The organism is Lysinibacillus macroides (assembly GCF_001281525.1).
Classification (GTDB): Bacteria; Bacillota; Bacilli; order Bacillales_A; family Planococcaceae; genus Lysinibacillus; species Lysinibacillus macroides.
Genome location: NZ_LGCI01000006.1, coordinates 171,002 through 193,779 on the forward strand (window position 1 = coordinate 171,002; position 22,778 = coordinate 193,779).

23 protein-coding genes and 1 tRNA gene are annotated in these 22,778 nt (G+C 38.8%); 3 read left to right on the forward strand and 21 right to left on the reverse strand.

The window, feature by feature from the left end:
* Positions 1-67: 67 nt before the first annotated feature.
* The 5 genes from gap to ADM90_RS11120 form a co-directional block, all read right to left on the reverse strand.
* Positions 68-1,084 carry a type I glyceraldehyde-3-phosphate dehydrogenase gene (gap, locus tag ADM90_RS11105; RefSeq protein WP_053995087.1) on the reverse strand — a complete coding sequence of 339 codons (1,017 nt, stop codon included), beginning with the start codon at positions 1,082-1,084 and terminating at the stop codon, positions 68-70.
* A 119-nt stretch (positions 1,085-1,203) separates the two neighbouring features.
* Positions 1,204-2,256, reverse strand: coding sequence for a sugar-binding transcriptional regulator (locus ADM90_RS11110; protein WP_053995088.1), 1,053 nt, complete (start codon positions 2,254-2,256; stop codon positions 1,204-1,206).
* A gap of 174 nt (positions 2,257-2,430) precedes the next feature.
* Positions 2,431-2,553, reverse strand: coding sequence for a hypothetical protein (locus ADM90_RS25340; protein ID WP_268766627.1), 123 nt, complete (start codon positions 2,551-2,553; stop codon positions 2,431-2,433).
* A gap of 233 nt (positions 2,554-2,786) precedes the next feature.
* On the reverse strand, positions 2,787-3,023 hold the full coding sequence (locus ADM90_RS11115; RefSeq protein ID WP_053995089.1) for a glutaredoxin family protein: 237 nt from the start codon (positions 3,021-3,023) through the stop codon (positions 2,787-2,789).
* Between the two features lie 42 nt (positions 3,024-3,065).
* Entirely contained in the window at positions 3,066-3,983 is a 918-nt protein-coding gene (locus ADM90_RS11120; RefSeq protein ID WP_053995090.1) for a DMT family transporter, read from the reverse strand.
* A 124-nt stretch (positions 3,984-4,107) separates the two neighbouring features.
* On the opposite strand from ADM90_RS11120, the gene ADM90_RS11125 reads away from it, so the two are divergent.
* Positions 4,108-5,481 carry an aminotransferase-like domain-containing protein gene (locus tag ADM90_RS11125; protein ID WP_053995091.1) on the forward strand — a complete coding sequence of 458 codons (1,374 nt, stop codon included), beginning with the start codon at positions 4,108-4,110 and terminating at the stop codon, positions 5,479-5,481.
* A 48-nt stretch (positions 5,482-5,529) separates the two neighbouring features.
* Here ADM90_RS11125 and ADM90_RS11130 read toward each other — a convergent pair whose 3' ends face one another.
* On the reverse strand, positions 5,530-7,803 hold the full coding sequence (locus ADM90_RS11130; RefSeq protein ID WP_053995092.1) for a S9 family peptidase: 2,274 nt from the start codon (positions 7,801-7,803) through the stop codon (positions 5,530-5,532).
* A gap of 217 nt (positions 7,804-8,020) precedes the next feature.
* On the opposite strand from ADM90_RS11130, the gene ADM90_RS11135 reads away from it, so the two are divergent.
* The gene (locus ADM90_RS11135; protein ID WP_053995093.1) at positions 8,021-8,635 is read left to right on the forward strand and encodes a spore coat protein; all 615 of its coding nucleotides are present in this window, start codon (positions 8,021-8,023) and stop codon (positions 8,633-8,635) included.
* A 321-nt stretch (positions 8,636-8,956) separates the two neighbouring features.
* Here the strand turns inward: ADM90_RS11135 and ADM90_RS11140 are convergent.
* Positions 8,957-9,031: transfer RNA gene (locus ADM90_RS11140), tRNA-Arg, on the reverse strand.
* Positions 9,032-9,348: 317 nt separating this feature from the next.
* Between ADM90_RS11140 and clpP the strand changes: the two genes are divergently transcribed.
* Positions 9,349-9,936 (forward strand): ATP-dependent Clp endopeptidase proteolytic subunit ClpP, encoded by a 588-nt coding sequence (gene clpP, locus ADM90_RS11145; RefSeq protein WP_053995094.1) that lies wholly within the window; start codon positions 9,349-9,351, stop codon positions 9,934-9,936.
* Positions 9,937-9,993: 57 nt separating this feature from the next.
* Here clpP and ADM90_RS11150 read toward each other — a convergent pair whose 3' ends face one another.
* The 14 genes from ADM90_RS11150 to ADM90_RS11215 form a co-directional block, all read right to left on the reverse strand.
* Complete coding sequence (locus tag ADM90_RS11150) at positions 9,994-10,251, reverse strand: HPr family phosphocarrier protein (RefSeq protein ID WP_053995095.1); 258 nt, start codon at positions 10,249-10,251, stop codon at positions 9,994-9,996.
* A 113-nt stretch (positions 10,252-10,364) separates the two neighbouring features.
* Positions 10,365-11,312, reverse strand: coding sequence for a DNA-binding protein WhiA (whiA, locus tag ADM90_RS11155; RefSeq protein WP_053995096.1), 948 nt, complete (start codon positions 11,310-11,312; stop codon positions 10,365-10,367).
* 74 nt (positions 11,313-11,386) lie between these two features.
* Complete coding sequence (locus ADM90_RS11160; protein WP_053995097.1) at positions 11,387-12,373, reverse strand: gluconeogenesis factor YvcK family protein; 987 nt, start codon at positions 12,371-12,373, stop codon at positions 11,387-11,389.
* Positions 12,374-12,377: 4 nt separating this feature from the next.
* On the reverse strand, positions 12,378-13,265 hold the full coding sequence (rapZ, locus tag ADM90_RS11165; protein ID WP_083448525.1) for an RNase adapter RapZ: 888 nt from the start codon (positions 13,263-13,265) through the stop codon (positions 12,378-12,380).
* A gap of 15 nt (positions 13,266-13,280) precedes the next feature.
* Positions 13,281-13,748, reverse strand: coding sequence for an NUDIX domain-containing protein (locus tag ADM90_RS11170; RefSeq protein WP_053995098.1), 468 nt, complete (start codon positions 13,746-13,748; stop codon positions 13,281-13,283).
* A gap of 330 nt (positions 13,749-14,078) precedes the next feature.
* Positions 14,079-15,023, reverse strand: a complete 945-nt coding sequence (trxB, locus tag ADM90_RS11175; protein ID WP_053995099.1) for a thioredoxin-disulfide reductase — start codon at positions 15,021-15,023, stop codon at positions 14,079-14,081.
* Between the two features lie 102 nt (positions 15,024-15,125).
* The gene (locus ADM90_RS11180; protein WP_053995100.1) at positions 15,126-16,658 is read right to left on the reverse strand and encodes a tetratricopeptide repeat protein; all 1,533 of its coding nucleotides are present in this window, start codon (positions 16,656-16,658) and stop codon (positions 15,126-15,128) included.
* An 89-nt stretch (positions 16,659-16,747) separates the two neighbouring features.
* On the reverse strand, positions 16,748-17,365 hold the full coding sequence (gene hisIE, locus ADM90_RS11185) for a bifunctional phosphoribosyl-AMP cyclohydrolase/phosphoribosyl-ATP diphosphatase HisIE (RefSeq protein ID WP_053995101.1): 618 nt from the start codon (positions 17,363-17,365) through the stop codon (positions 16,748-16,750).
* Positions 17,362-18,123, reverse strand: coding sequence for an imidazole glycerol phosphate synthase subunit HisF (hisF, locus tag ADM90_RS11190; protein ID WP_053995102.1), 762 nt, complete (start codon positions 18,121-18,123; stop codon positions 17,362-17,364). Before hisF ends, hisIE begins: the two co-directional genes overlap by 4 nt.
* Positions 18,117-18,752 carry an imidazole glycerol phosphate synthase subunit HisH gene (gene hisH, locus ADM90_RS11195; RefSeq protein ID WP_053995103.1) on the reverse strand — a complete coding sequence of 212 codons (636 nt, stop codon included), beginning with the start codon at positions 18,750-18,752 and terminating at the stop codon, positions 18,117-18,119. Before hisH ends, hisF begins: the two co-directional genes overlap by 7 nt.
* On the reverse strand, positions 18,749-19,348 hold the full coding sequence (gene hisB, locus ADM90_RS11200) for an imidazoleglycerol-phosphate dehydratase HisB (protein ID WP_053995104.1): 600 nt from the start codon (positions 19,346-19,348) through the stop codon (positions 18,749-18,751). Before hisB ends, hisH begins: the two co-directional genes overlap by 4 nt.
* Before the next feature lie 4 nt (positions 19,349-19,352).
* On the reverse strand, positions 19,353-20,627 hold the full coding sequence (gene hisD / locus ADM90_RS11205) for a histidinol dehydrogenase (protein ID WP_053995105.1): 1,275 nt from the start codon (positions 20,625-20,627) through the stop codon (positions 19,353-19,355).
* Positions 20,628-20,667: 40 nt separating this feature from the next.
* Positions 20,668-21,300: an ATP phosphoribosyltransferase gene (gene hisG, locus ADM90_RS11210; protein ID WP_053995106.1), complete on the reverse strand. Its 633-nt coding sequence runs from the start codon at positions 21,298-21,300 to the stop codon at positions 20,668-20,670.
* Positions 21,293-22,465 (reverse strand): ATP phosphoribosyltransferase regulatory subunit, encoded by a 1,173-nt coding sequence (locus ADM90_RS11215; protein ID WP_053995107.1) that lies wholly within the window; start codon positions 22,463-22,465, stop codon positions 21,293-21,295. The genes hisG and ADM90_RS11215 overlap by 8 nt, the downstream gene beginning before the upstream one ends.
* Positions 22,466-22,778 lie beyond the last annotated feature (313 nt).

Genomic DNA, 22,778 nt, shown 5'->3' on the forward strand with positions numbered 1-22,778 from the left:
CTATACTTTTTGTACATAAAAGTAGTATTATGTCACACTTATTGCGAAAAGTGTTGAAATGTGATGCTTATTTATTGTTTAAGCCTTGATCTGCAATGTATAAAGCTAAGTCCATTAAGCGAGTAGAGTAACCAATTTCATTATCATACCAAGCAAGAACTTTTACCATTTTATTTTCTAACACCATTGTAGAAAGACCATCTACAGTTGATGAGTGATGGTTACCATTGTAATCAATTGATACTAATGGTAGCTCATTGTAACCAAGAATACCTTTAAGTTCATTTTCAGAAGCTTCTTTTAAGGCTGCGTTAATGGATTCTTTTGTTACTTCTTCTTTTAGCTCTACCACTAAGTCTACACATGAAACGTTAGGTGTTGGGACACGCATAGAGAAGCCGTCTAACTTCCCTTTTAATTGTGGTAATACCTTTGAGACAGCTACAGCTGCACCTGTTGTTGTTGGAATCATAGATACTGCTCCAGCACGCGCACGACGTGGGTCTGAGTGCGGGAAGTCTAGGATTCGTTGGTCATTTGTATAAGAGTGAATTGTTGTCATCATACCGCGCTCAATGCCAAATTTTTCATCTAATATTTTTGCTACTGGTGCAAGACAGTTTGTTGTACAAGAAGCATTTGAAATTACATTATCCGTTGCTGAGTTGTAGTCTGTATGGTTTACACCCATTACAAATGTTGGCATCGCGCCTTTCGCTGGTGCAGAAAGAATTGCTTTTTTCGCACCTGCCTCTACATGTTTGCCTACCTCTTCCATTGAGCGGAAGCGGCCAGTACATTCAAGCACTACATCTACATCTAGTTCGCCCCAAGGCAATTGTGCTGGGTCTTTTTCAGCGTATACTTTTACGCGTTTGCCATTTACTACGAAAGAATCTTCATCTGCATTGACTTCAGCATCATAGATACCGTGTACTGAATCATATTTCAATAAATGTGCAAGTTGACCAGCATCCGTTAAATCGTTGACAGCTACTACTTCAATTTCATTATGCTCCATTGCCTCACGAAATACTAAACGTCCAATACGTCCAAATCCATTAATCGCTAATTTTAATGCCATTGTTAATTCCTCCAATAATGTGTAGTATATGTCTCAAGTAAGAGAGACATCAAAGTTAATTTATGCTCATTCAAAAAATGCTATGGCACTTCTGAAAATGAGTGACTGGTTTTATCTGGTTATTCAAAATAACTATTTTCACTAGCTGGTAAACGAGCAGCAATAGCTTTTGCAGCCGCTTCATCTGTGATAAATATTGTTTGCTTTGGTGCTACCTTAAAATAAGAAAGCATGGCATTGACTTTTTGTCTTCCTGCTGCTACTGCAATCACTTGTTGACTGTTTTTCACCTGTTCAAGCTGAATGCCAATCGTACGTATCCGATGTACCATCTCTCCCTCAGTATTAAAGTAATAACCAAACGCTTCACTGACAGCGCCCTTCTCCTCTAAAATTCGTAAATCCTCAGGAGAAGAATTACGGCGAATCGCCATTTCCTCTGCAGAGCCAATTCCATGAATGACACAATCTGCATGATCATAAAACGTCATCATTTCTGTTACCATCGGCTCTGTTAACAATGCTTGATAAGCCTGCTCACTTAAATACTCAGGTAAAAATAATGTACGGTACTGCGCCTCCATCTGCATGGCAAATGTTGCAACAAGTGTGTTTGCTTGCATTTGCATATCATGTCCAATGCCCCCGCGTGCAGCAACAAATGTGATATCTTTTGTTGTTTCTAATGGGTGAAGAAATTGCGCAAGAGATGCTACTGATTTCCCACCTGTGACGGCTACTACCTGTCCTTCAAAAGCTGTTGACATAAATTGTAACGCCGCTTCTTTGCCAAGCAAGGACAATATCGTATCGTCCTCGTTGTAATCACCTGGCACAACAACTACACGTTGTATACCAAAATGCGTTTCGAGCTGTTTCGCTAGCTGGGTTAGACCCGACCATTCATAAACAAGTGCTCTTAATTTTTCAATTACTACTTCACCATCATCTGTACATACCATACCCGATTTTTGTGAATCTAATAACCCTTGTTCACGTAAAATATCCGTTTCTTTACGTATTTCTCGCTCCGTCATTTTTAAGGTGTCTGCGAGAGTACGTCGTCCGATAGGCTGCATAAGTTGAACGGTTTGTAAAATTCGATATCTCAATTGCAGAAGCGGATACATTTCAGGAAGTAGCCTTTGCTGTGCCTCAGGAACAGTTAACATATTTATCTACTCCCTTTTTATCATAATGGGATATTTTTAGTCCCACTATTTTAAATTGTGTCCCACTTACACTTTAATTATAATATGCTTTATTTGAAAGAGCAAGTAGATTCAAAATTATTGTATAAAAAAAAAGCCTTGCAGCGTTGAAAACACTACGAGGCTTTGATTTGCTTATTTTGTAAAGGATAAAATTGCGTTTTTCTTAAATCCTTCTAACGCTTTTGTTGCTTCACCTTTATTTGTAAATTCAAAAATACGAACATCCTTCTTCTCAAATACTGTAATAACCCACATTGTAAAATCTCCCTTCAATATTGTTTTTTTGTAATATAACAACTTCCAAAATCTATAATAATTTTCACCGACTGTTTTATAACAACTTCTTGCTTGATACCTATTCTACGCCGATTTTATGGAAAAGGAAGCCCAATGTGAAGGTCTTCACAAACTGTTCAAATTCAAAACGCTTTCATTGAACAATTTGTGAATTGTGTGGATTATAGCGAATAAAAGCTCTGATATATGGGCTATGCCTCATTCAAATACTCCATCAATGTGGCATAATCCAGCTTACCGTACTGAATGACTTGATCACCCAATTCAACTACAGGAATCATCAGCATATATTTTTCATGAATACGATCATCCAATTCAATATCAATAACCTCAATGTCGAAGGGTATATCCTCCTGTACAAGTTTTAATGTATGTAAGCCCTCGACACATAATGGACAATTTACCCGACTAAAAAACTTTACCAGCATTGTGCACCTCCTTCTCTTATTATATAGGAAGAGCCGTATCCTTTACTTATTCAGAGCTTTTGATGGTACAGCCGTAGTCTGTGTTTTTGTAACGGTCGTATTTTTGCCAATAATCACCGATGTCACCACAATAATAGCTACAGCGATTGTAAACCAAGTAATGGATTCACCTAAAAAGAGTGTGGCAAAAAGAATCATTAAAAAAGGCTGTAAATATTGAATTTGACTTATTCTTGCAATGCCGCCAAGTGCCATACCACTATACCAGGCTACATAGGCTAAAAATTGACTAACAACAGCTAAATATAACAAGCTTATCCACGCTGTTATAGGAGCATAAAGCATCTCCATTGAGAAATGCAGGAAAACTGGAATAATAAAGAATGGTGCAGCGATGAGAATAGCCCAGGCAATCACTTGCCAGCTTCCTAATTCCTTCGCTAGTTGACCACCCTCTGCATAGCTAAGACCTAATATGACCACTGCTGCTAATAATGCTAAATCGGCTAAATGTAATTGCCCTAGTCCAAGATAAACCGCATAAACAATAACTGCTATCGCACCCGTAACACTAGAAAGCCAAAATTTCAAGGAAGGCCGCTCTCCTGCTCTCATGATGGCAAAGCCTGCTGTTGCTAGAGGTAAAAGCGCTAATTCTACAGCACCATGGGAAACCGGTAAGCTAACCATCGCCCAAGAAGTCAATAAAGGAAAGCCTAATACTGCCCCAAACGATACAAGCAATAAGCTTTTAAATTGACGAACAGTGGGTAATTTTTCTTTTCTCATAAATAACACAATCGCTACAATGATTGCTGCCAGCACGACCCTCCCTAAGCCTACAATGGTTGCGCCAAAATAGGGTACAGCTACACTCGTTGCGGGCAATGTTAAACTAAAGCAAATAACCCCTAATAATCCTAACAGTAATCCTACTTTTTCTGTTTTTCGTTCCTGCATTATTCCCGACCTCCTATTTTCCATGCCATCTGTCCCTAGTATACTCAATAGTAAAAGGAGCCATATCAAAAATAAATAGAATTTTCTATCATCTGTCCTGGTACAGTTAAAGGAGAGAGCCATAATGCAGACCAAATATTTAGAAATTATTAAGGATATTAAGACCCAGCTTGCGAAGGGCATATTGACTACAGGTAGCAAGCTGCCATCGGTAAGACAATTAGCTCAGCAATTTTCATGTAGTAAAAATACAGTGATACGAGCCTATAATGAGCTAGAAAAAGAGCACCTTATTTTTTCTATCCCCAAAAGTGGCTATTACGTTGTCAATAAAGCTACCCAGCCTAGCACACAGCCACAGATCATTGATTTTTTATCTGCTGGGCCAGATAAACGCATTATGCCGTATATAGAATTTCAGCATTGTATAAACCAAGCCATTGACACTTACAAGGAGGAATTGTTTAGTTATAATGATCAGCAGGGACTTTCTTCTCTACGTGTTCAATTAGCAAAGTATTTGCAAGGCTTGCAGGTCTTTACCAATCCTGAGCGGCTCTTTATTGTGTCAGGCTCTCAGCAAGCACTGCATTTATTAGCGTCCATGCCCTTTCCAAACGGCAAACACAATATATTAGTTGAGCAGCCCACCTATTTTGGCTTTATCGAGTCTGTCCGTCTTCAGCAAGCTACTACGTTTGGCATTGATCTAACAATGGAGGGTATTGATTTAGAGCAGCTGGAGTATATTTTTCGCAACAATGATATAAAATTTTTCTATATTGTACCGAGATTTCATAATCCACTTGGCCATAGCTATACAAATGATGAGAAAAAACGCATTGTAGAGCTTGCCGAAAAGTATAATGTTTATATTGTGGAGGATGATTTTTTAGGGGATTTAGATCCAAACACGAAGTCAGATCCATTATTTGCTTATAATCCTTCTGGCAGAGTGATTTATATTAAAAGCTTTTCAAAGGTATTTTTACCTGGCTTACGAGTAGGCGTAGTGGTACTTCCAGCTTTAATGATTAATGATTTTTCCCGCTATAAATTTAGTGCTGATTTCAATAGCTCTGTGCTTTCACAGGGTGCGTTAGATATTTATTTAAAAAGTGGTATGTTTAACAGCCATATTAAAGCGATAAAAGAGCTCTATAGCAGAAAAATGAACGCTTTACAGATAGCCTGCGAAGCATTGCTACCTAGCCATACTTTTTTCACGAAGCCGACTTCTGGATTTTATCTTTCTATTATCCTGCCAGCGCATATAAGTGCCAAGCAGCTTGTTCATTTATTACACGAAAAAAATATATGGATGGATGATGCCGCCAGAATGTTTTTGCCAGCCTATCAACAGGATCATCTTATTCGCTTAAGTATCTCCCAGGTTGATGAACATCTTATTGAAGAGGGAATGAAAGAATTAGTCTACTGTCTTTCATTATTAGAACGCCATAAAAATAGCTATAAAAATGTCCATCATCTATTATAAAAGGCATTGCGTGTAGATGACCTACACAGCAATGCCTTGTTGTTTAGATTATTTTAAATGTGTATCAAGGAATTTTATCATAGCATTATAAAATTCGATTCTGTTTTCTTCATTTGCAAAGCCGTGCCCTTCATTATCCTTTAACATATACTCTACATCTACACCTCTAGCACGTAAGGCTTCCACAATTTGGTCGGATTCCGCTTTATTAACACGTGGATCATTTGCACCTTGAGCAACAAATAATGGTGTTTTAATTTGATCTGCATGGAAGACAGGTGATACAGCTGTTAATAATTCTTTATCTTCCTCTGGATGACCTACTCGTTCATAAAACATATTGCGCATCGTTTCCCAGTATGGCGGAATCGTATCAAGTAATGTAAAGATATTCGATACACCTACGTAATCCACTGCTGCGGCATATAAATCAGGTGTATACGTAATACCAGCTAATGTCGCATAGCCACCAAATGATGCACCATAAATACCGATACGCTCAGGGTCTGCAATGCCTTGGTCAATCGCCCATTCCACGCCATCTGTAATATCATCTTGAATTTTTAGACCCCATTGCTTATTACCAGCCTGTAGGAATTCCTTACCATAGCCAGTGGAAGAACGGAAATTCACTTGTAATACAGCATAGCCACGATTTGCTAAAAGCTGAACTTCTGGGTTAAAGCCCCACATATCACGAGCCCATGGTCCACCATGTGGATTGACAATAAGCGGCAGATTTTTTGCCTCTTTATTTTTCGGTAATGTCAAATAGCCATTTATTATTAAACCATCTCGACTCTTATAAGAAATTGGATGCATCTCAGCTAGCTCTTCAGGATTTAACCAAGGGCTTAACGTGGCTAGCTCTGTCAGTTCATCTGTTGTTGAGTCATAGTAGTAATACTTCCCATAGACTGTGTCACTTGAAATGCTGACAATAAATTTTGTCATCTCTTTATTGTAATCATTAATGCCTAATTCACTTTCATGAACACCAAGCTTGTCTTGAATTTTACGGAAGAGCTGTTCAAAGTTTTCGTCAAAGAATTGATAATGCGGTTTATCAGTAATATATGCACCATATAATACCTTATCTTGTTCAGCGCTATATAACACGCCTGCAACATCGACTTCCTCATTGGACATAATCACTTGCTCATTACCTTCTAAGTCATACTTCACAACTTCTACTTTATCTCTGCCTTTGTTAGATGTAGCATAAATATATTGATTATCTTTTGAGAAAGCTAAGGGCATCACGTCATCGCCTGCTTCGATTTCAATAAATGGTTTAAATTCGTCTTGCTCAGAATCGCGGTAAAGAATAGTTCCTTCTACACCGTCAGAAGCTACAGCAACGCGCACTTCTCCATTGCGATCGGCTAACCAGTCTGCAATATTTCCTGGGTTTTTAGTAACATGTGTTGTTTCACCCGTCTTAACATTTAGCTTATACACATCAAAAACGGTTGCATCCTCTTTATTCATCATAATTAGAATTTCATCTTTAACACCTTGAAGACCACTTAATATCCCTACTGTTACATTTGGATAAGGTGTTAAATCTTGTTCCTTAGCACCATTAAATGTCGTTGAATAAATATGGTAGTTTTCATCGCCCCCATTATCCTTTAAATAAAGTAATGTATCGTCCTTCCAGAAGAATCCTGCAATATCACGGTCTGTTGAATTGGAAACACGAACTGGCTCACTATCATCATTCATCTTTTTTACGAATACATTGAAGCGATTTTCCCATGCAGAGGAAAATGTAATATAATTGCCATCAGGTGAAAGCTCATAACCAAAATTCCCAGGGTTTTTCATAAAATCCTCCACAGAGATTTCTGGAACACCTTCGTTATTTGTAGCATTTTTAATATTTTTAGCATTGCTTAAAATTTTATTTGCATCCTGTGTTGAAATATATTCATTATTAATGGAAACACCATTCCATAAGCCAAGTTTACTTGCTTTTTCCCAATAGGCTGCAAGTGAGGCTTCTTGGTCTTCTTTATTTAAAGCTCTTACTAAAATACGGGCTGCTTCATCACGTTTAATCGCTACAGTTAAATCTGTAAGCTCCTCAGTTTTTACCCATTTATCTATAATTTGCTGACGCATTGAATCTGATCCATGCTGGAATGTTAAAGTTGTTACAGCTAAATTTAAAAATTCCTGCGCTGATAACTGTTCCTCTTGTGCAATAACTACACCATGTGTTTCATTAGCGGCATGTACCTCTTGTATGGTTGCAGGAAGTACAGCAGATGTTGTTAAAATCATCGCCAATGATGCTGATAAAAATCTTTTTTTCAAAATGATTCCTCCTTATATCAGTTTACGTTATATCGAATTTCGATATACATAAATTATAACAACTCTCAAACTGTTGTCAATAATTGATAGTATCTTATGACAATTTCCTTTTCCTCCATAAAAACAAATCCAATGAATTAACATTTATGATGTATGAAATGGACTTAAGCTGACATACTAAATACTGCAACAAAATAACATTGAGGAGGCGTTTCTTTTGTCACAATCGTTTTATAACGAATCATCCAATCAAAACAATTTTAATCAACAGCAAAGCCTAAATCATGGTGGTCACGAAATGATGGATATGCACGAAACAATTGGTGAGATTACGGCTGGTATGAACCAAGCCATTATTTTACGTCCGCATATAAAGGACCCTGAATTATTAAGCATTTTAGATCGCCAATACAATTTTACATTAGGCATGTATAACACAATTGTTGAATCTTTTAAAACAGGTCATGACCCAGCTGTTCCTACAGGGCGCTACCAAATGGAGACAGGAAATAATTTTAAATATGGCATGACGCCTGGTCAACCGAAAAAGCCAATGCAAAATGCGAATGAAATCAATGATGAAATGATTTCTGGCTTCTTGTTGGGCGCGCAAAAAGGAGCGGCAAAATGTATGACTACGGCTGCTTTGGAAACAACAAACCCTGTTGTACGCCGTGTTGTGGCTGATAGCATTCCTAACTGTATCGAAATGGGCTATGAACTATCGATTTATCAAAATAAACATGGTTATTATCAGGTTCCTCAATATTCTCAACAGGATATGCAAATCATGCTCAATGCACACGAAACAACATCCAATCCACTTCATTAAAAAACAGTCCATGGCGACCTCTCATCGCCATGGACTGTTTTTATGAAAATATTTTCATTCAACTTTGCGAATTTATGGCAAAAAAAAGAATCCCCTCAGATAGGATTCTTTTTTTGACTATCACTAGTCTTCACGTACAGTATGTTCACTAAAAAATAATTTGGAGTTGTTGCTTTCTTGAAGGTTTGAAAGGAAGAAATAGGGGAATAATGCCAACTAGAGCAATATTCCCGATATTTTTCCTCTCTATCTCCACTAAGCAGGCTGCTAAACTACTTATTAGGAGATTGAGCTATAACAGTCTATCAATAATCAGTAAAATGGCGCCCTCGGAGGGAATCGAACCCCCAGTGCAAGAACCGGAATCTTACGTGTTATCCATTACACCACGAGGGCAATTAAACACAAAAAAAAGTACTCACTCTAGGCTTGCGAAAAGCATGATGTAGATAACCCTCATTTTTGAAGCATACCTGCAAAATAGTGTAACGTACTTTAAACTTATGACCTTAATCATTATACAAACGTCTCGCCTATAATTCAACCATAGAATGCAAAAACAATTTTATTTTTTTTCTTGAATTAATTTCACTTTAGCAGGGTTAATATTTGACCTTCCCTGACTATAATGTGTATGATAAGGATACAGCTGAAATAACAATGGCATTTTTCAGCAAGGGTATTCGAATTTAGTTTTTTAAGGAGGATTTAACATGAATTTAATTCCTACAGTTATTGAACAAACAAGCCGTGGTGAACGTGCATATGACATTTATTCACGACTACTTAAAGACCGCATTATCCTTTTAGGAAGTGCTATTGACGACAATGTTGCAAACTCGATTGTTGCACAACTTCTTTTCCTACAAGCAGAAGATCCAGATAAAGATATCTCTCTTTATATTAATTCTCCAGGTGGGTCCATTACGGCTGGTATGGCTATCTATGACACAATGCAACTAATTAAACCACAGGTACAAACAATTTGTATTGGTATGGCTGCATCAATGGGTGCTTTCCTACTTGCGGCTGGTGAGCCTGGTAAACGCTTTGCATTGCCAAATGCTGAAGTGATGATTCACCAACCACTAGGCGGTGCACAAGGGCAAGCAACAGAGATTGAAATTGCTGCAAAACGTATTCTATTCTTACGTGAAAAGTTAAATGGCATTCTATCTGAACGTACTGGGCAACCACTTGAGATCATTGCACGCGACACAGACCGCGATAACTTTATGACGGCTGAACGTGCAAAAGAATACGGTTTAATCGACCATATTATGCATAGTAACAATAAATAAGCAGAAAAGGCATCGCAGAACAGCTCTGTGATGCCTTTTATGTTCAATTAACAATGATTAAACTTCATTTTCAATAATCTTGGCTAATGCTGTAACCGCTTGCTCAGCATCGTTACCCTCACTGCTCAATGTTATTTCTGTCCCTTTGGCAATGGCTAAACTCATAATACCCATAATAGATTTCGCATTTACCTTCTTTCCACCTTTTTCTAAGAAAATATCAGCACTAAAGCGGTTTGCTTCCTGTACAAATAGCGCTGCCTGCCTTGCTTGCAGTCCTAATTTTAATTTGACTTGGACTTTTCTTTCAACCATTCTCAAAACTCCCTTTCACTACCGCTCATCTATTAGTTTTATCTTACCTTACTTCCTAACAAAAGAACAATAAGCGATTACGCATGACATTCATACCTAAAAAGTATAAAAGCCTAACCACCTATTTTTTCACCGCGTCGTAAAGCATCCGCAATCTCATCAATTTTTCTTAAGCGATGATTAACACCTGATTTACTAACGGTCCCACTTGATACCATTTCACCAAGCTCTTTTAATGTAACATCTTGATATTCTACACGAAGACGTGCTATTTCTCGTAGCTTTTCTGGTAGCTGATCGAGGCCAATTGCATTTTCAATAAATCGAATATTCTCTACTTGACGCAAGGCTGCACCAATGGTTTTGTTCAAATTGGCTGTTTCGCAGTTCACAATACGATTCACACTATTCCGCATATCTCGCAATATACGAACATCCTCAAATTTCATCATGGCTTGATGTGCACCCACAATATTCAGAAAATCTGAAATTTTTTCTGCTTCTTTTAAATAAGTAACAAAGCCTTTTTTGCGTTCAATGGTTTTGGCATTCAGATCAAATTCATTCATCAAATCCATTAATGCCTCGCCATGTTCTTTATATAAAGAATAGATTTCTAAATGATAAGCCGAGGTTTCTGGATTATTAACAGAGCCCCCTGCTAAAAATGCGCCTCTTAAATAAGCTCTTTTTTGCCCACTTTTTTTAATAAGCTTTTTGGAGATAGTGTGATTAAATTGAAAGTCGTCTGAGATGATTGCTAAATCAATTAACAGTTCACGTGCACCTTCTCTTACACGGCAAATATATACATTATTTTTTTTCAGTCGCATTTTCTTACGAACCAGTAACTCTACATTGTACGGATATAGCTTTTTCATAATCGTATATAGTCTTCTCGCAATTGCAGCGTTTTCAGTTTGCACGTCTAAGCTTAGTTGTTTATTCGCAAAAGATAATGAACCATTCATACGAATTAGAGCAGATACCTCTGCTTTCATACAATGATTGTCCGCTTCCACTTGAGTTAATTCCTTTTTTGTTTCAGAAGCAAAAGACATTTCACACCCCTCCTTTCAATCCTAATTTCTATGTATATGTTCTTCTTACCATATACAATATATACAGTATAATTCTAGCACTGGTCTTTTACTTTATGTTTGTAAATATCTGCATAATCCACCAGCCATTCTGCAACATTCGTAGCATTATGTCGAACTGTACCATCTGATCGTATTGTGGCAATATCACGTTTAATAACCTCTAATCCCATACTTTCAAGCTTCGCAACATCAAATGTCACGGGCTCGGCTCTTTCCTCTTTATACAATTCTTTTACAGGATAAGGGAGTTCTTCATTATTTACTAAAATGGAATCAATAAAGGCATCACCGACATGCTTGTAAATCGCCTTCACATGATCACCTGCTGTATAAGAAATCGTTTCACCTTTTTGTGTCATTAAATTGCAAACATATATTTTTCTGCCTTTTGCTTTGACAATCGCTTGCCCAATCTCCTTTACAAGTAGATTTGGAATAATACTTGTGTATAGACTGCCAGGGCCAATTAAAATATAATCTGCACGTTGAATTGCTCGAATTGCCTCTGGTAGCGGTTGCACATTTTCAGGTACTAAAAAAACACGATCAATGCGTTTTGTTGCTGTTGGAATTTTAGATTCCCCTTCAATAATGGAGCCATCCTCGAGCACTGCATGTAAATTTATTTTTTTATTTGCAGCTGGTATAACGCGGCCATGAACTTTTAACACCTTCCCCATCTCGCTGATCGCATGGTTAAAATCTCCTGTAATATCCGTCAATGCTGTTAACATTAGATTTCCTAATGAATGACCACGTAAATCCTCCGATGCTGAAAAACGATATTGAAACATTTGCTCTACAAGTGGTTCAACATCTGATAATGCGGCAATCACATTGCGAACATCACCAGGTGGTGGAATGTCGTAGTCATCCCGTAAGCGTCCTGAAGACCCTCCATTATCTGCAACCGTCACAATAGCAGTAATATCAAATGGGTGGTGCTTTAGACCGCGAAGCAGTGTAGAAAGGCCTGTGCCGCCCCCTATCACTACAAGCCTTGTCTGCCTTTTTCCCATGCACTCAATCCTTTCTACGATGAATATCACGATGTGTGATAACCGTATTTTCTTTGTTAGCTAAATATGCCCCGAAGAATTCTGCTAATGTCACTGAGCGATGCTGTCCCCCGGTACAACCAAAAGCAATAACAAGCTGAGATTTTCCTTCTTGCCGATACAGTGGAATAATAAAATCGAATAAGTCGGTTAATTTTTGTATCAGTGTTTGTGTATCATCTAATGCCAATACATAAGAGGATACCTCTGTTTGGAGGCCCGTTTTGGAACGCAATTCTTCCACATAATAAGGGTTTTTAAGAAAACGAACATCAAATACTAAATCAGCATCAATCGGCATACCATGCTTAAATCCAAAGGACATTACATTAACAGAAAAAATAGTATCTGCCTCACTAGCAAATTCTTTAACAATTTTTTCACGTAATTCCTTTGGTTTCATTTTGGATGTATTATAAACAGAATTCGCACGGCCCTTTATTTCAGCTAGAAGGGCACGCTCTTGCTGAATGCCATCTAATGGTAAACCATCGACCGCTAATGGATGGGCACGTCTTGTCTCTTTATAGCGTCTAACTAAGGTTGCGTCATCTGCATCTAAAAATAAAATGCGAGCCATAATATCGCCTTCTTTTAGTATATGGTCTAATGCACCAATAAGAGAATCAAAAAAATCCCCTCCGCGCATATCCATTACAGCCGCAATACGTGTGCTATTTTTTCCCGAATCCCTTAGCAAGGTCAAAAAAGTTGTGAGTAACGCTGGTGGTAAATTATCAATACAGTAATACCCTAAATCCTCAAAGCTTTGAATCGCTACAGTTTTCCCAGCTCCAGACATCCCTGTAATAATAACCAATTCATGTGTACTTTGTTGGCCTTCAACCACCACTGCTATGCAACTCCTTTATTGTTCTTTTGTTATTTGTATTTTCTGATGAAGCAATTCAAAATTTGTTGTATAGTCAAACGTTCCATACTGAATACCCGATTCTGAAACGGCAAATTGTAAATTCGTTCGATCTCCTTCTGCCATGGGTAAATGCGCTAAATCCTCTACGGGGTGCCATGCAAGCTTACCTTCTCGTGTTTCTACAGGGGGTATTCCTTCCACATCTTTCGCAATAAATGTGTAAAGCATCCATTCGTCCACTACATCATTATTTTCTTTAATCACCATCGTATAAACACCCTTTAAATGTACATTTAATGGTGTGACATCGGTCTCCTCTTGAAACTCCCGGACAGCTGCCTCATAGATGGATTCACCGCTCTCCATTTTTCCGCCTGGTGCGACATACCAGCCTCGTCTTGGTTTCTGAAGTAATAATACTTTACCGTCTTTTACGGCAATTAAGTTTGCAATTCTTTGCATAGGCACACCTCTAATCACTTTTGCATTCTACTCTTCATTATAACAAGACCACACAAGATTTGTCCTCATTTACAACTTTTCGTAGATAGACCTGATGATCGCTTGCCGTGATCAAAAAAATGAAGTGATTTTAGTAGCTAGCAATTTATGCACAGTTAACAAAAAAAGTAGGCTGCTCTCACCTACTTAAGGCGGAAACAACCTACTAAAACAAAATAAAAGGGGGATTGCTAATTACAATTCTTATGATACACCTTTTATATGTCATTCAAGTTACAGTAATATTAAAACCATATTAAAACTGATGCTGTTCTCTCAAGAGCAGCCCCTTTAAGCATTAATTTTCTCAAATAGCGCTTCAATATAATGTTGTGCAGCCTGTGCAGCAATACTGCCATCCCCTGTTGCTGTTACAATTTGACGCAAGGTCTTTTCACGCACATCTCCAGCAGCAAAGATACCTGGAATTTCTGTTTCCATATTATCATTAGTTACAATATAACCCGTTTCATTTAAAATCCCTAAAGACTCAAATGGTTTTGTTAATGGCAACATACCAATATAGACAAAGACACCATCTGTAGCAAATTCGGATTCACTGCCATCGATTGTCGATTGCAATGTGACACTGCCAACTTTTCCCTCAGCTTCATTAATTTCTTTGACTGTTGCATTCCAAATAAAATCAATTTTCTCATTTGCAAAGGCACGATCTTGTAGAATTTTTTGTGCACGTAATTTATCGCGACGGTGAACAATTGTGACTTTATCAGCAAAGCGTGTTAAGTAAACGCCTTCTTCTACAGCGGAATCACCGCCACCTACAACAACAAGATTTTTTTGTTTAAAGAACGCACCATCACATACGGCACAATAGCTAACACCACGACCGCCAAGCTCTTTTTCACCCGGCACACCCATTTTTTTATACTCTGCACCCGTTGTAATAATAATGGCACGTGTTTTATATTCTTTTGCACCTGATTTGATTGTTTTATATTCTTCGCCGTCGATGATTTCCGTTACATCACCATAGGCATATTCTGCCCCAAATTTCTTTGCATGCTCAAACATTTTTGTCGAAAGCTCAGGACCTAAAATTGTATCGAAACCTGGATAATTTTCAACTTCTTCTGTATTGGCCATTTGCCCACCAGGAATCCCTCGTTCAATCATTAATGTTGACAAATTCGCACGTGATGTATAGACAGCGGCCGTCATCCCCGCAGGTCCTGCCCCAATAATAATAACATCATAAATTTTTTCTTCTGACATCAATACTTCCCCCTAAACAAAATACTTTTGGATCTTCATGCAGTTATTAAACGTTTGTAGGTTCATCGTATGTGAAAGTCTAAAGTTATTCAACTAAGTTGCTCACACCTGCTCATCCTGACCGTTTGGTAAGAACATTAAAATTTCATCAATATACTTTGTTAACGTGGATACTGCTATTCCATATTGCTGCGCGATTTCCTTCTTTGTCACCTTTAGCATCTGTGATGATTTGAATAAGTAATCATTTGCTCCTGCAATAGCTGCGGGATTTGTAAAACGATAATTTTGTTCTAAAGCTTGCTCACATAGCACAAACCACATTTGAAACATTGGTACAATCAGTGATGATAGCTTGCCATACTGCGCCAATAAAATTTCTGGCACATGAACAGCACGTAAAAAGCTTGCTTCTATTTTGTTTTTCATATCAAATTCATGACCAAGTGCATAGGCTAAAAATAGCTTTTCAAATGCACCTAATTGCTCTGTATTTATCCATTTAGGATGTGCAATAATCTCTTGCTTATGTGCGGTATCCTTTAGTAAAAACAAGCCAAAAATACGTTCACTTGTATAGTTACTTTCTAACATTTCAACAATAAAATCGCGGTTATGCTCCAATGCATCCAATGCAAATTCGTTTTCCTGTTGACGCCAAGGTTCAAATCCCTCTTTCTCTGGGTCTAGCTCCAGAAGTTGCCCCCACGCACTTTTGGAAATTTCCTTATGCCCTGAGAAATAAGCTGCATGTGATAGCCAGAAATAAAATCCCGCATCCCCTACATAGCCTCGCTTTTGCATGCTACGCAACCATTTAAAAGCTAGTTCATATTGTCCAATTAATGCTAATGTAGCACCTAGTTTATAACGATGCTCCCATGTATAGGGCTGAATTTTAACAAGAATATTTAAAAGCTCCTGTAGATCCTCTTCATTTTTTTCATAATAGGCAATGACTGTTAAATTACAAAGTGCATGTAAGTTTCCCTTATTTTCACGTAGTACTGTATGTAAGAGGACCTTTGCTTGCTCTTCCTCTCCCACATAAAAGTATGCGAGCGCTAGGTTATTATACGCTGACCAAAACGCTGGTCGATCCTCAATTAACTCTTCTAAAATCTGAATAGCTTCCGGGAAATCTCCCTTTTCCATACAACGACGAGCCTGCTCCTGTCGATATAAATCCTCACCAGATCCTTCAAGCTCCTCAAAATCATCCTGCTCAAAAGCGACAAACTCTAATATTTCTGCTGCCTCATCTGCGTAAGCACCCTCTGGCTCTAACTGTAAATAGCGTTCTGCAAAATTTTTAGCATCCTGCATAATCCCTACACAGCCCGATACTTCTGCCATATAAAAAATGATTTCTGGATTCTCTGGATCGAGCTGATAGGCACGACGAAGCAGATCATACGCTTCTTCAAAACGTTGACCTTCTAATTCGATTATGGCTAGCTGTAAAATAATCATTGGATCATCAGGGCTTAAATCTATCGCACGTTGTAAATATTTATATGCCTTATTCATTTGTCCACTATTCATTGCCTGAATTGACTTCTTATAATAATAGTCGCCTGTTGGAATAAACGACACTATATTCGATTGCTTCTCATTTTGACGTTTCTTTTCCAATATATTTCCTCCGAAACAAGAAATAAGGAACGCGTTTCACGTTCCTTTACACAGTATTTCTTATTATACCATACAATTATAATATGCTGCTATTTCTCTTCGTGACGTTTTTCCAACACATACAGGACATCGTAAATACTTACTTTTTGCTCTTGTAATAATACGAGAAGGTGATAAATTAAATCGGCTGCCTCCCATTTAACTTCTTCTGCATCACGATTTTTAGCACCGATGACAACCTCTGTTGCTTCCTCACCAACTTTTTTACAGATTTTATCGATACCTTTATCAAATAAATATGTAGTATAAGCTCCTTCAGGCATTTCCTGCTCGCGCTTCTCAATAACCTCCACAAGCTTCGCGATCATTTCTACAGAGCCAACCTTATCATTTTGCTGCACAATCTCTGTAAAGCAAGATGTTGTCCCATTATGGCAAGCTGGACCAGCAGGTAACACTTCCACCACTAACGCATCCTTATCACAGTCGGCTTTAATCGACACAACTTTCTGTGTATGACCGCTTGTTGCTCCCTTATGCCAAAGCTCTTGTCGGGAACGAGAAAAAAACCAAGTTTCTCCTGATTCAATTGTTTTAGCAAGCGACTCCTTATTCATATAAGCCACTGTCAGTACTTCTTTTGTATTAGCATCCTGCACGACTGCTGTCACAAGCCCTTTTTCGTCAAATTGAATCGTTTCTATCATCTTACTGCCACTCCTTTTTCACGCAAGTATTGTTTTACTTGCGCTACGCTCGTTTCTTTGTAATGGAAAATAGACGCTGCAAGTGCTGCATCTGCATCCACATCCTCTGCTAATACTTCGTAAAAATGCTCGGCATGTCCAGCTCCTCCACTAGCAATAACTGGTACTGTGACAGCCTCTCTTACCGCCTTCGTCAATGCCAAATCAAAGCCAGATTTTTCGCCATCCTGATTCATACTTGTTAATAAAATTTCACCAGCTCCCAGGCGTACAGCTTCCTTTGCCCACTCAATAGCTGACCAAGTTGTTTTATTACGCCCACCATGTGTATAAACCATCCATGTGCCATCCTCTTCGCTATAGCGGGCATCAATTGCTACAACAATGCATTGTGCACCAAAAAAGTCAGACCCCTCTCGAATAAGAGCTGGTCGCTCTAAGGCAGAGGTATTGACTGAAACTTTATCCGCTCCTGCACGTAAAATACGTTTCATATCCTCCAATGTGCGAATACCGCCACCCACCGTAAAGGGAATAGCAAGCGTAGCCGCTGTTTGACGCACAACATCAATCATTGTTTCTCGACCTTCATGAGAGGCAGATATATCTAAAAATACAAGCTCATCTGCCCCTTGCTCATCATAGAACTTCGCAAGCTCTACGGGATCACCTGCATCACGTATAGAGACAAATTGTATTCCTTTCACAACGCGTCCTTCCTTCACATCGAGACATGGAATAATACGTTTTGTTAGCATGCCCTCACACCTTTCAGCCATTGTTCTAATAAATAAACACCTAACTCACCCGATTTTTCAGGATGAAATTGCATACCTGTCACAGCACCATTCGCAACAATACCTGGCACTTTCATATCATAATAGTCAGCATAGGCAACAAGCTCTGCCTCCTCAATATCTGTTGCATAAAAGGAATGAACAAAATAGACATGCTTAGCTGGGGCTTCCTGCTGTAGCCATGCAGGACGGTTCGAAATTACCAGCTCATTCCAGCCCATATGTGGCACGCGATAGGTTTGTCCTTTCTCGTTCATACCACTAAACTGTTGTATACGCCCCTTAAAAAAGCCTAATCCCTTTGTTGGCGTTACTTCATCACTTTCCTCAAACAATAATTGCATCCCTAGGCAAATCCCCAGTAAAGGTCGATTTTCACGCTGTGCTTTTTGTAAATACTGATCTAATTTTGTTTCTGCTAAACGCTTTCGAGCATCGGGAAATGCACCTACCCCCGGCAATAAAAGAGCATCTGTTGTATCCAGCACGCTTTCATCAGCTGTGATAATAACCTCACAGCCTAGACGCTTTAATGCCTGCTCTACACTAAATAAATTGCCCATACCATAATCAATCACACCTATTTTCATGTTAGCAGCCCCTTCGTTGACGGTACTCCTTTAACACGAGGATCAATTGCCACCGCATCATCAATGGCACGCGCCAACGCTTTAAAAATAGCTTCAATAATATGGTGTGTATTATGTCCATAAGGTACAATCACATGAACATTCATACGTGCCTCTAGGGCAAATTTCCATAAAAACTCATGCACTAATTCCGTATCAAAAGTGCCTACCTTTTCCTTTAGCTCTGGTACACGATATTCTAAATGTGGACGATTTGAGCAATCTACAACCACCTGAGCCAGTGCATCATCCATCGGCACAAATGCTGTTCCATAGCGTTTAATGCCCTTTTTATCGCCGAGTGCTTCACGAATCGCCTGCCCTAGCACAATCCCAATATCCTCTGTTGTATGATGGTCGTCAATATAAGTATCGCCATTCGCCTGTATTGTGCCATTAAATAGACCATGCTTGATAAATAAATCAAGCATATGATCCATAAAACCTACTCCTGTTTGAATCTCAGCCTTGCCTTCACCATCTAAATCAATTGCCACTGAAATTTGTGTTTCATTCGTTGTACGCTCTATTTTTGCATATCGTTTTTTTTCTGTCATTGTGCTACTCCTTTTCCCATCCACGTGATTCAACTGCACGTGCATGACCTTCCAAGCCTTCCATCCTTGCTAGACGTGCTATTTTTGGTGCATTGTTTGCCCAAGTTTCTTCACTGTAATAAACAATACTTGATTTTTTTACAAAATCATCGACATTTAAACCACTGGCAAAGCGAGCTGTGCTATTCGTTGGTAATACATGATTTGTGCCTGCAAAATAATCACCAACAGGCTCAGAGCTATAGCGGCCAATAAAAATACCACCAGCATGTCGAATTTGTTGTGCCACCTGCTCCGCATTTTCCGTAATAATTTCTAAATGCTCTGGCGCTAGTGAATTAATAGCTGCAACGGCTTCTGTTAATGTTTCAGCTATATAAATGGCTCCAAAATTTTCGATAGAAGCCTGAGCTACCTCTCGTCGTGGTAAAGTCATCAATTGTTGCTCCACCTGCTCTGCTACCTTAGTAGCCAATTGCTCAGAGGTCGTCACAAGTACAGCACAGGACAATGGATCATGCTCAGCTTGTGATAAAAGGTCTGCTGCAATTTCATCAGGATATGCTGTATCATCAGCCAAAATAGCAATTTCACTTGGACCCGCAATCATATCAATAGCAACCTCACCAAAAACCTCACGTTTTGCCAATGCTACAAAAATATTGCCCGGACCTGTAATTTTATCAACAGGTGCGATTGTTTCTGTACCATAGGCAAGAGCAGCAATTGCTTGTGCGCCACCAACCTTATAAATTTCATCAATGCCTAAGATATGTGCCGCTGCTAGAACACCTGCTGGTAACTTCCCATCGCGACCTGCTGGGGATGCTATAACGATTCGTGATACACCTGCAACCTGCGCTGGAATGACATTCATTAACACAGATGAAGGGTAGGCGGCTGTTCCACCTGGCACATATAAACCTACCGCATCGAGCGCTGTTATGCGTTGCCCAAGCCACGAGCCATCTCCCAGTTCTACACGATAGCCTGAACGTTGCTGCTGCTCATGATAAAGGCGAATATTATTTGCTGCCTCTGTTAAATCTTGATAGAGCTGGTCATCGAAAGCATTAATCGCCTCCTGAATTTCCTCCTGTGTCACGCGTAAATGCTTTGGAGCATAACCATCCCATTTTTCAGTGTAGGCACGCAACGCTGCATCCCCTTGTGACTTCACATCGGCTAATACTTGCCGTACTACCGCTAATTGGTCTTCATTGCCTCCCTCAAGCGATCGTTTTAACGATATGCCTTGTGCTAGCTTTGTTATTTTCATATAGATAAACCCCTTTAGTCACTTGATCTACTAGATATGATTACTTTTCTTCATTAACACATTTCTTTAGTCGCTTCACAAGATCAATAATACGGTCACCCTTCATACGATAACTAACTGGATTGGCGATTAATCGTGAAGATACCGCTGCAATAAATTCATATTCTACTAAACCATTTTCCTTTAATGTTCGTCCTGTAGATACAATATCAACGATTCGATCTGCCAAGCCAATCATCGGCGCTAACTCAATTGACCCGTTTAGCTCAATAATTTCAACCTGCTCGCCAATACCCTTATAGTATTTCATCGCTATATTTGGATATTTTGTCGCAATTCTCGGGGCAATTTCATTCATCACTGTATTTGGTAGCCCTGCTGAGGCGATATAGCATGTACTAATTTTTAAATCCAGTAATTCATGCACCTCTCGCTGTTGCTCTAGCAAAACATCTTTGCCAGCAATACCGATATCGGCAACACCATGTTCTACATAGACAGGCACATCCATTGGCTTTGCTAAAATAAAACGAATTTTTTCCTTCGGTATTTCAATCATTAATTTACGTGACATTTCTACTTCTTCTGGTAAATTAAAGCCTGCCTCTAATAGCATCTGGTAGGCTTCTTCAAAAATTCGCCCTTTAGGCATCGCAATCGTTAACTCATTCACTGCCAACTTCCTCCTGTCCAACAACAACTACTTCTGTAAAGTTTGTTAAAAAGGCTGCCTCATTAACCAAGCTACTCCGCAACTGTAAAGTAGTGAGCTTTCCTACTGCTCGTAGTGCCTTAGCCTTTGCTAAAGCCGCTTCAAATTGTACTTCCTCAAAGAGCACAACTGTTGCTTCTGGACGCTTGTCAGACTGGTCATTGAGCGTTTCTAATAAACGATCCACTCGAATACTAAATCCTGTAGCACCTACTTTTGAGCCAAATACCTCTAGTAAGCCATCATAACGACCCCCGTTACCTAATGGGAAACCACTGCCTGAGGCAAAAATTTCAAATAGCATACCTGTGTAATAGCTCATATGACTTGAAAGTGTAAAATCAAAGGCTACATAATCAGCTAAGTCCGCCACTTCAAGTAGTTGAGCAAGCTGCTGCATATATTCTAATGCGTCATTTTTACGCACATATTTTTCGATATCTCGGATTTCCTTTACATGCATAGCTTCTTCAATAAATTGTAGCAGGGCGTCAGATTTTGCTTTTGGTAAATCGAATGACTCAATAGCTTCTTCAAACCCTACATAATTTCGTTGAACAAGCAATGTTCTTAATATGTTTTGTTGCTCCACACTTTCTGTGTAATCCTGTAAAATGCAATTAAGAATGCCTGCATGACCAATTGTTACTTTAAATTTTTCCAAGTGGAAATGCTTTAATAGCTCCATTGCTGTCACAATCACTTCTGCATCGGCAAAGACAGATTGATCTCCAATTAGCTCAATCCCCATTTGCTCAAATTCTGCTGGACGCCCACCTTCTGTTTCTTGCGCTCGAAAAACACTGGCAAAATAAGCAAGTCGTAGTGGTATTCTTTCTTTTAATAATTTGGATGTCGCTACACGAGCAATTGGCGTTGTCATATCAGGACGTAGCACTAGTGTATTTCCCTGACTGTCCACCAGCTTAAATAAATGAGCATCAGCAATCGCTGAAGCCTTCCCGACTGTATCGAAATACTCAACAGCAGGTGTTTTAATAAATTCATAACCCCTTCTATATAAAAAATCTCTGCCTGTCTGTCTGACTGCTTCAACTTTTTCATATATTTGCGGAAATGTATCGCGCATTCCAAGTGGTTTTTCAAACATTTTTATCGACGACATATGGACACTTCCTCACACTTCACTTTAGTTCACTAGAGTATTAGAGAATCAGATTATGAAAGAATTCTAACGCATTTCGTTTCAACCGTCAACGTTATCTCTCATAAATAATTAAAATCTTAAAATACTTATTATTCCGTTAATTATACACGCTATAGAATGAAAAATTATAGCAAAGAATACCATAATTTCTTTTAAAATAGAGCAAAATTCTTTATTGAGAATGAGAATATGTCTATTTTATGACAAAGAAATCCGCACCCTTTATTCTAAATTTTCAAAAAATGAGAATGATTATCTCTTATAGTGTTCC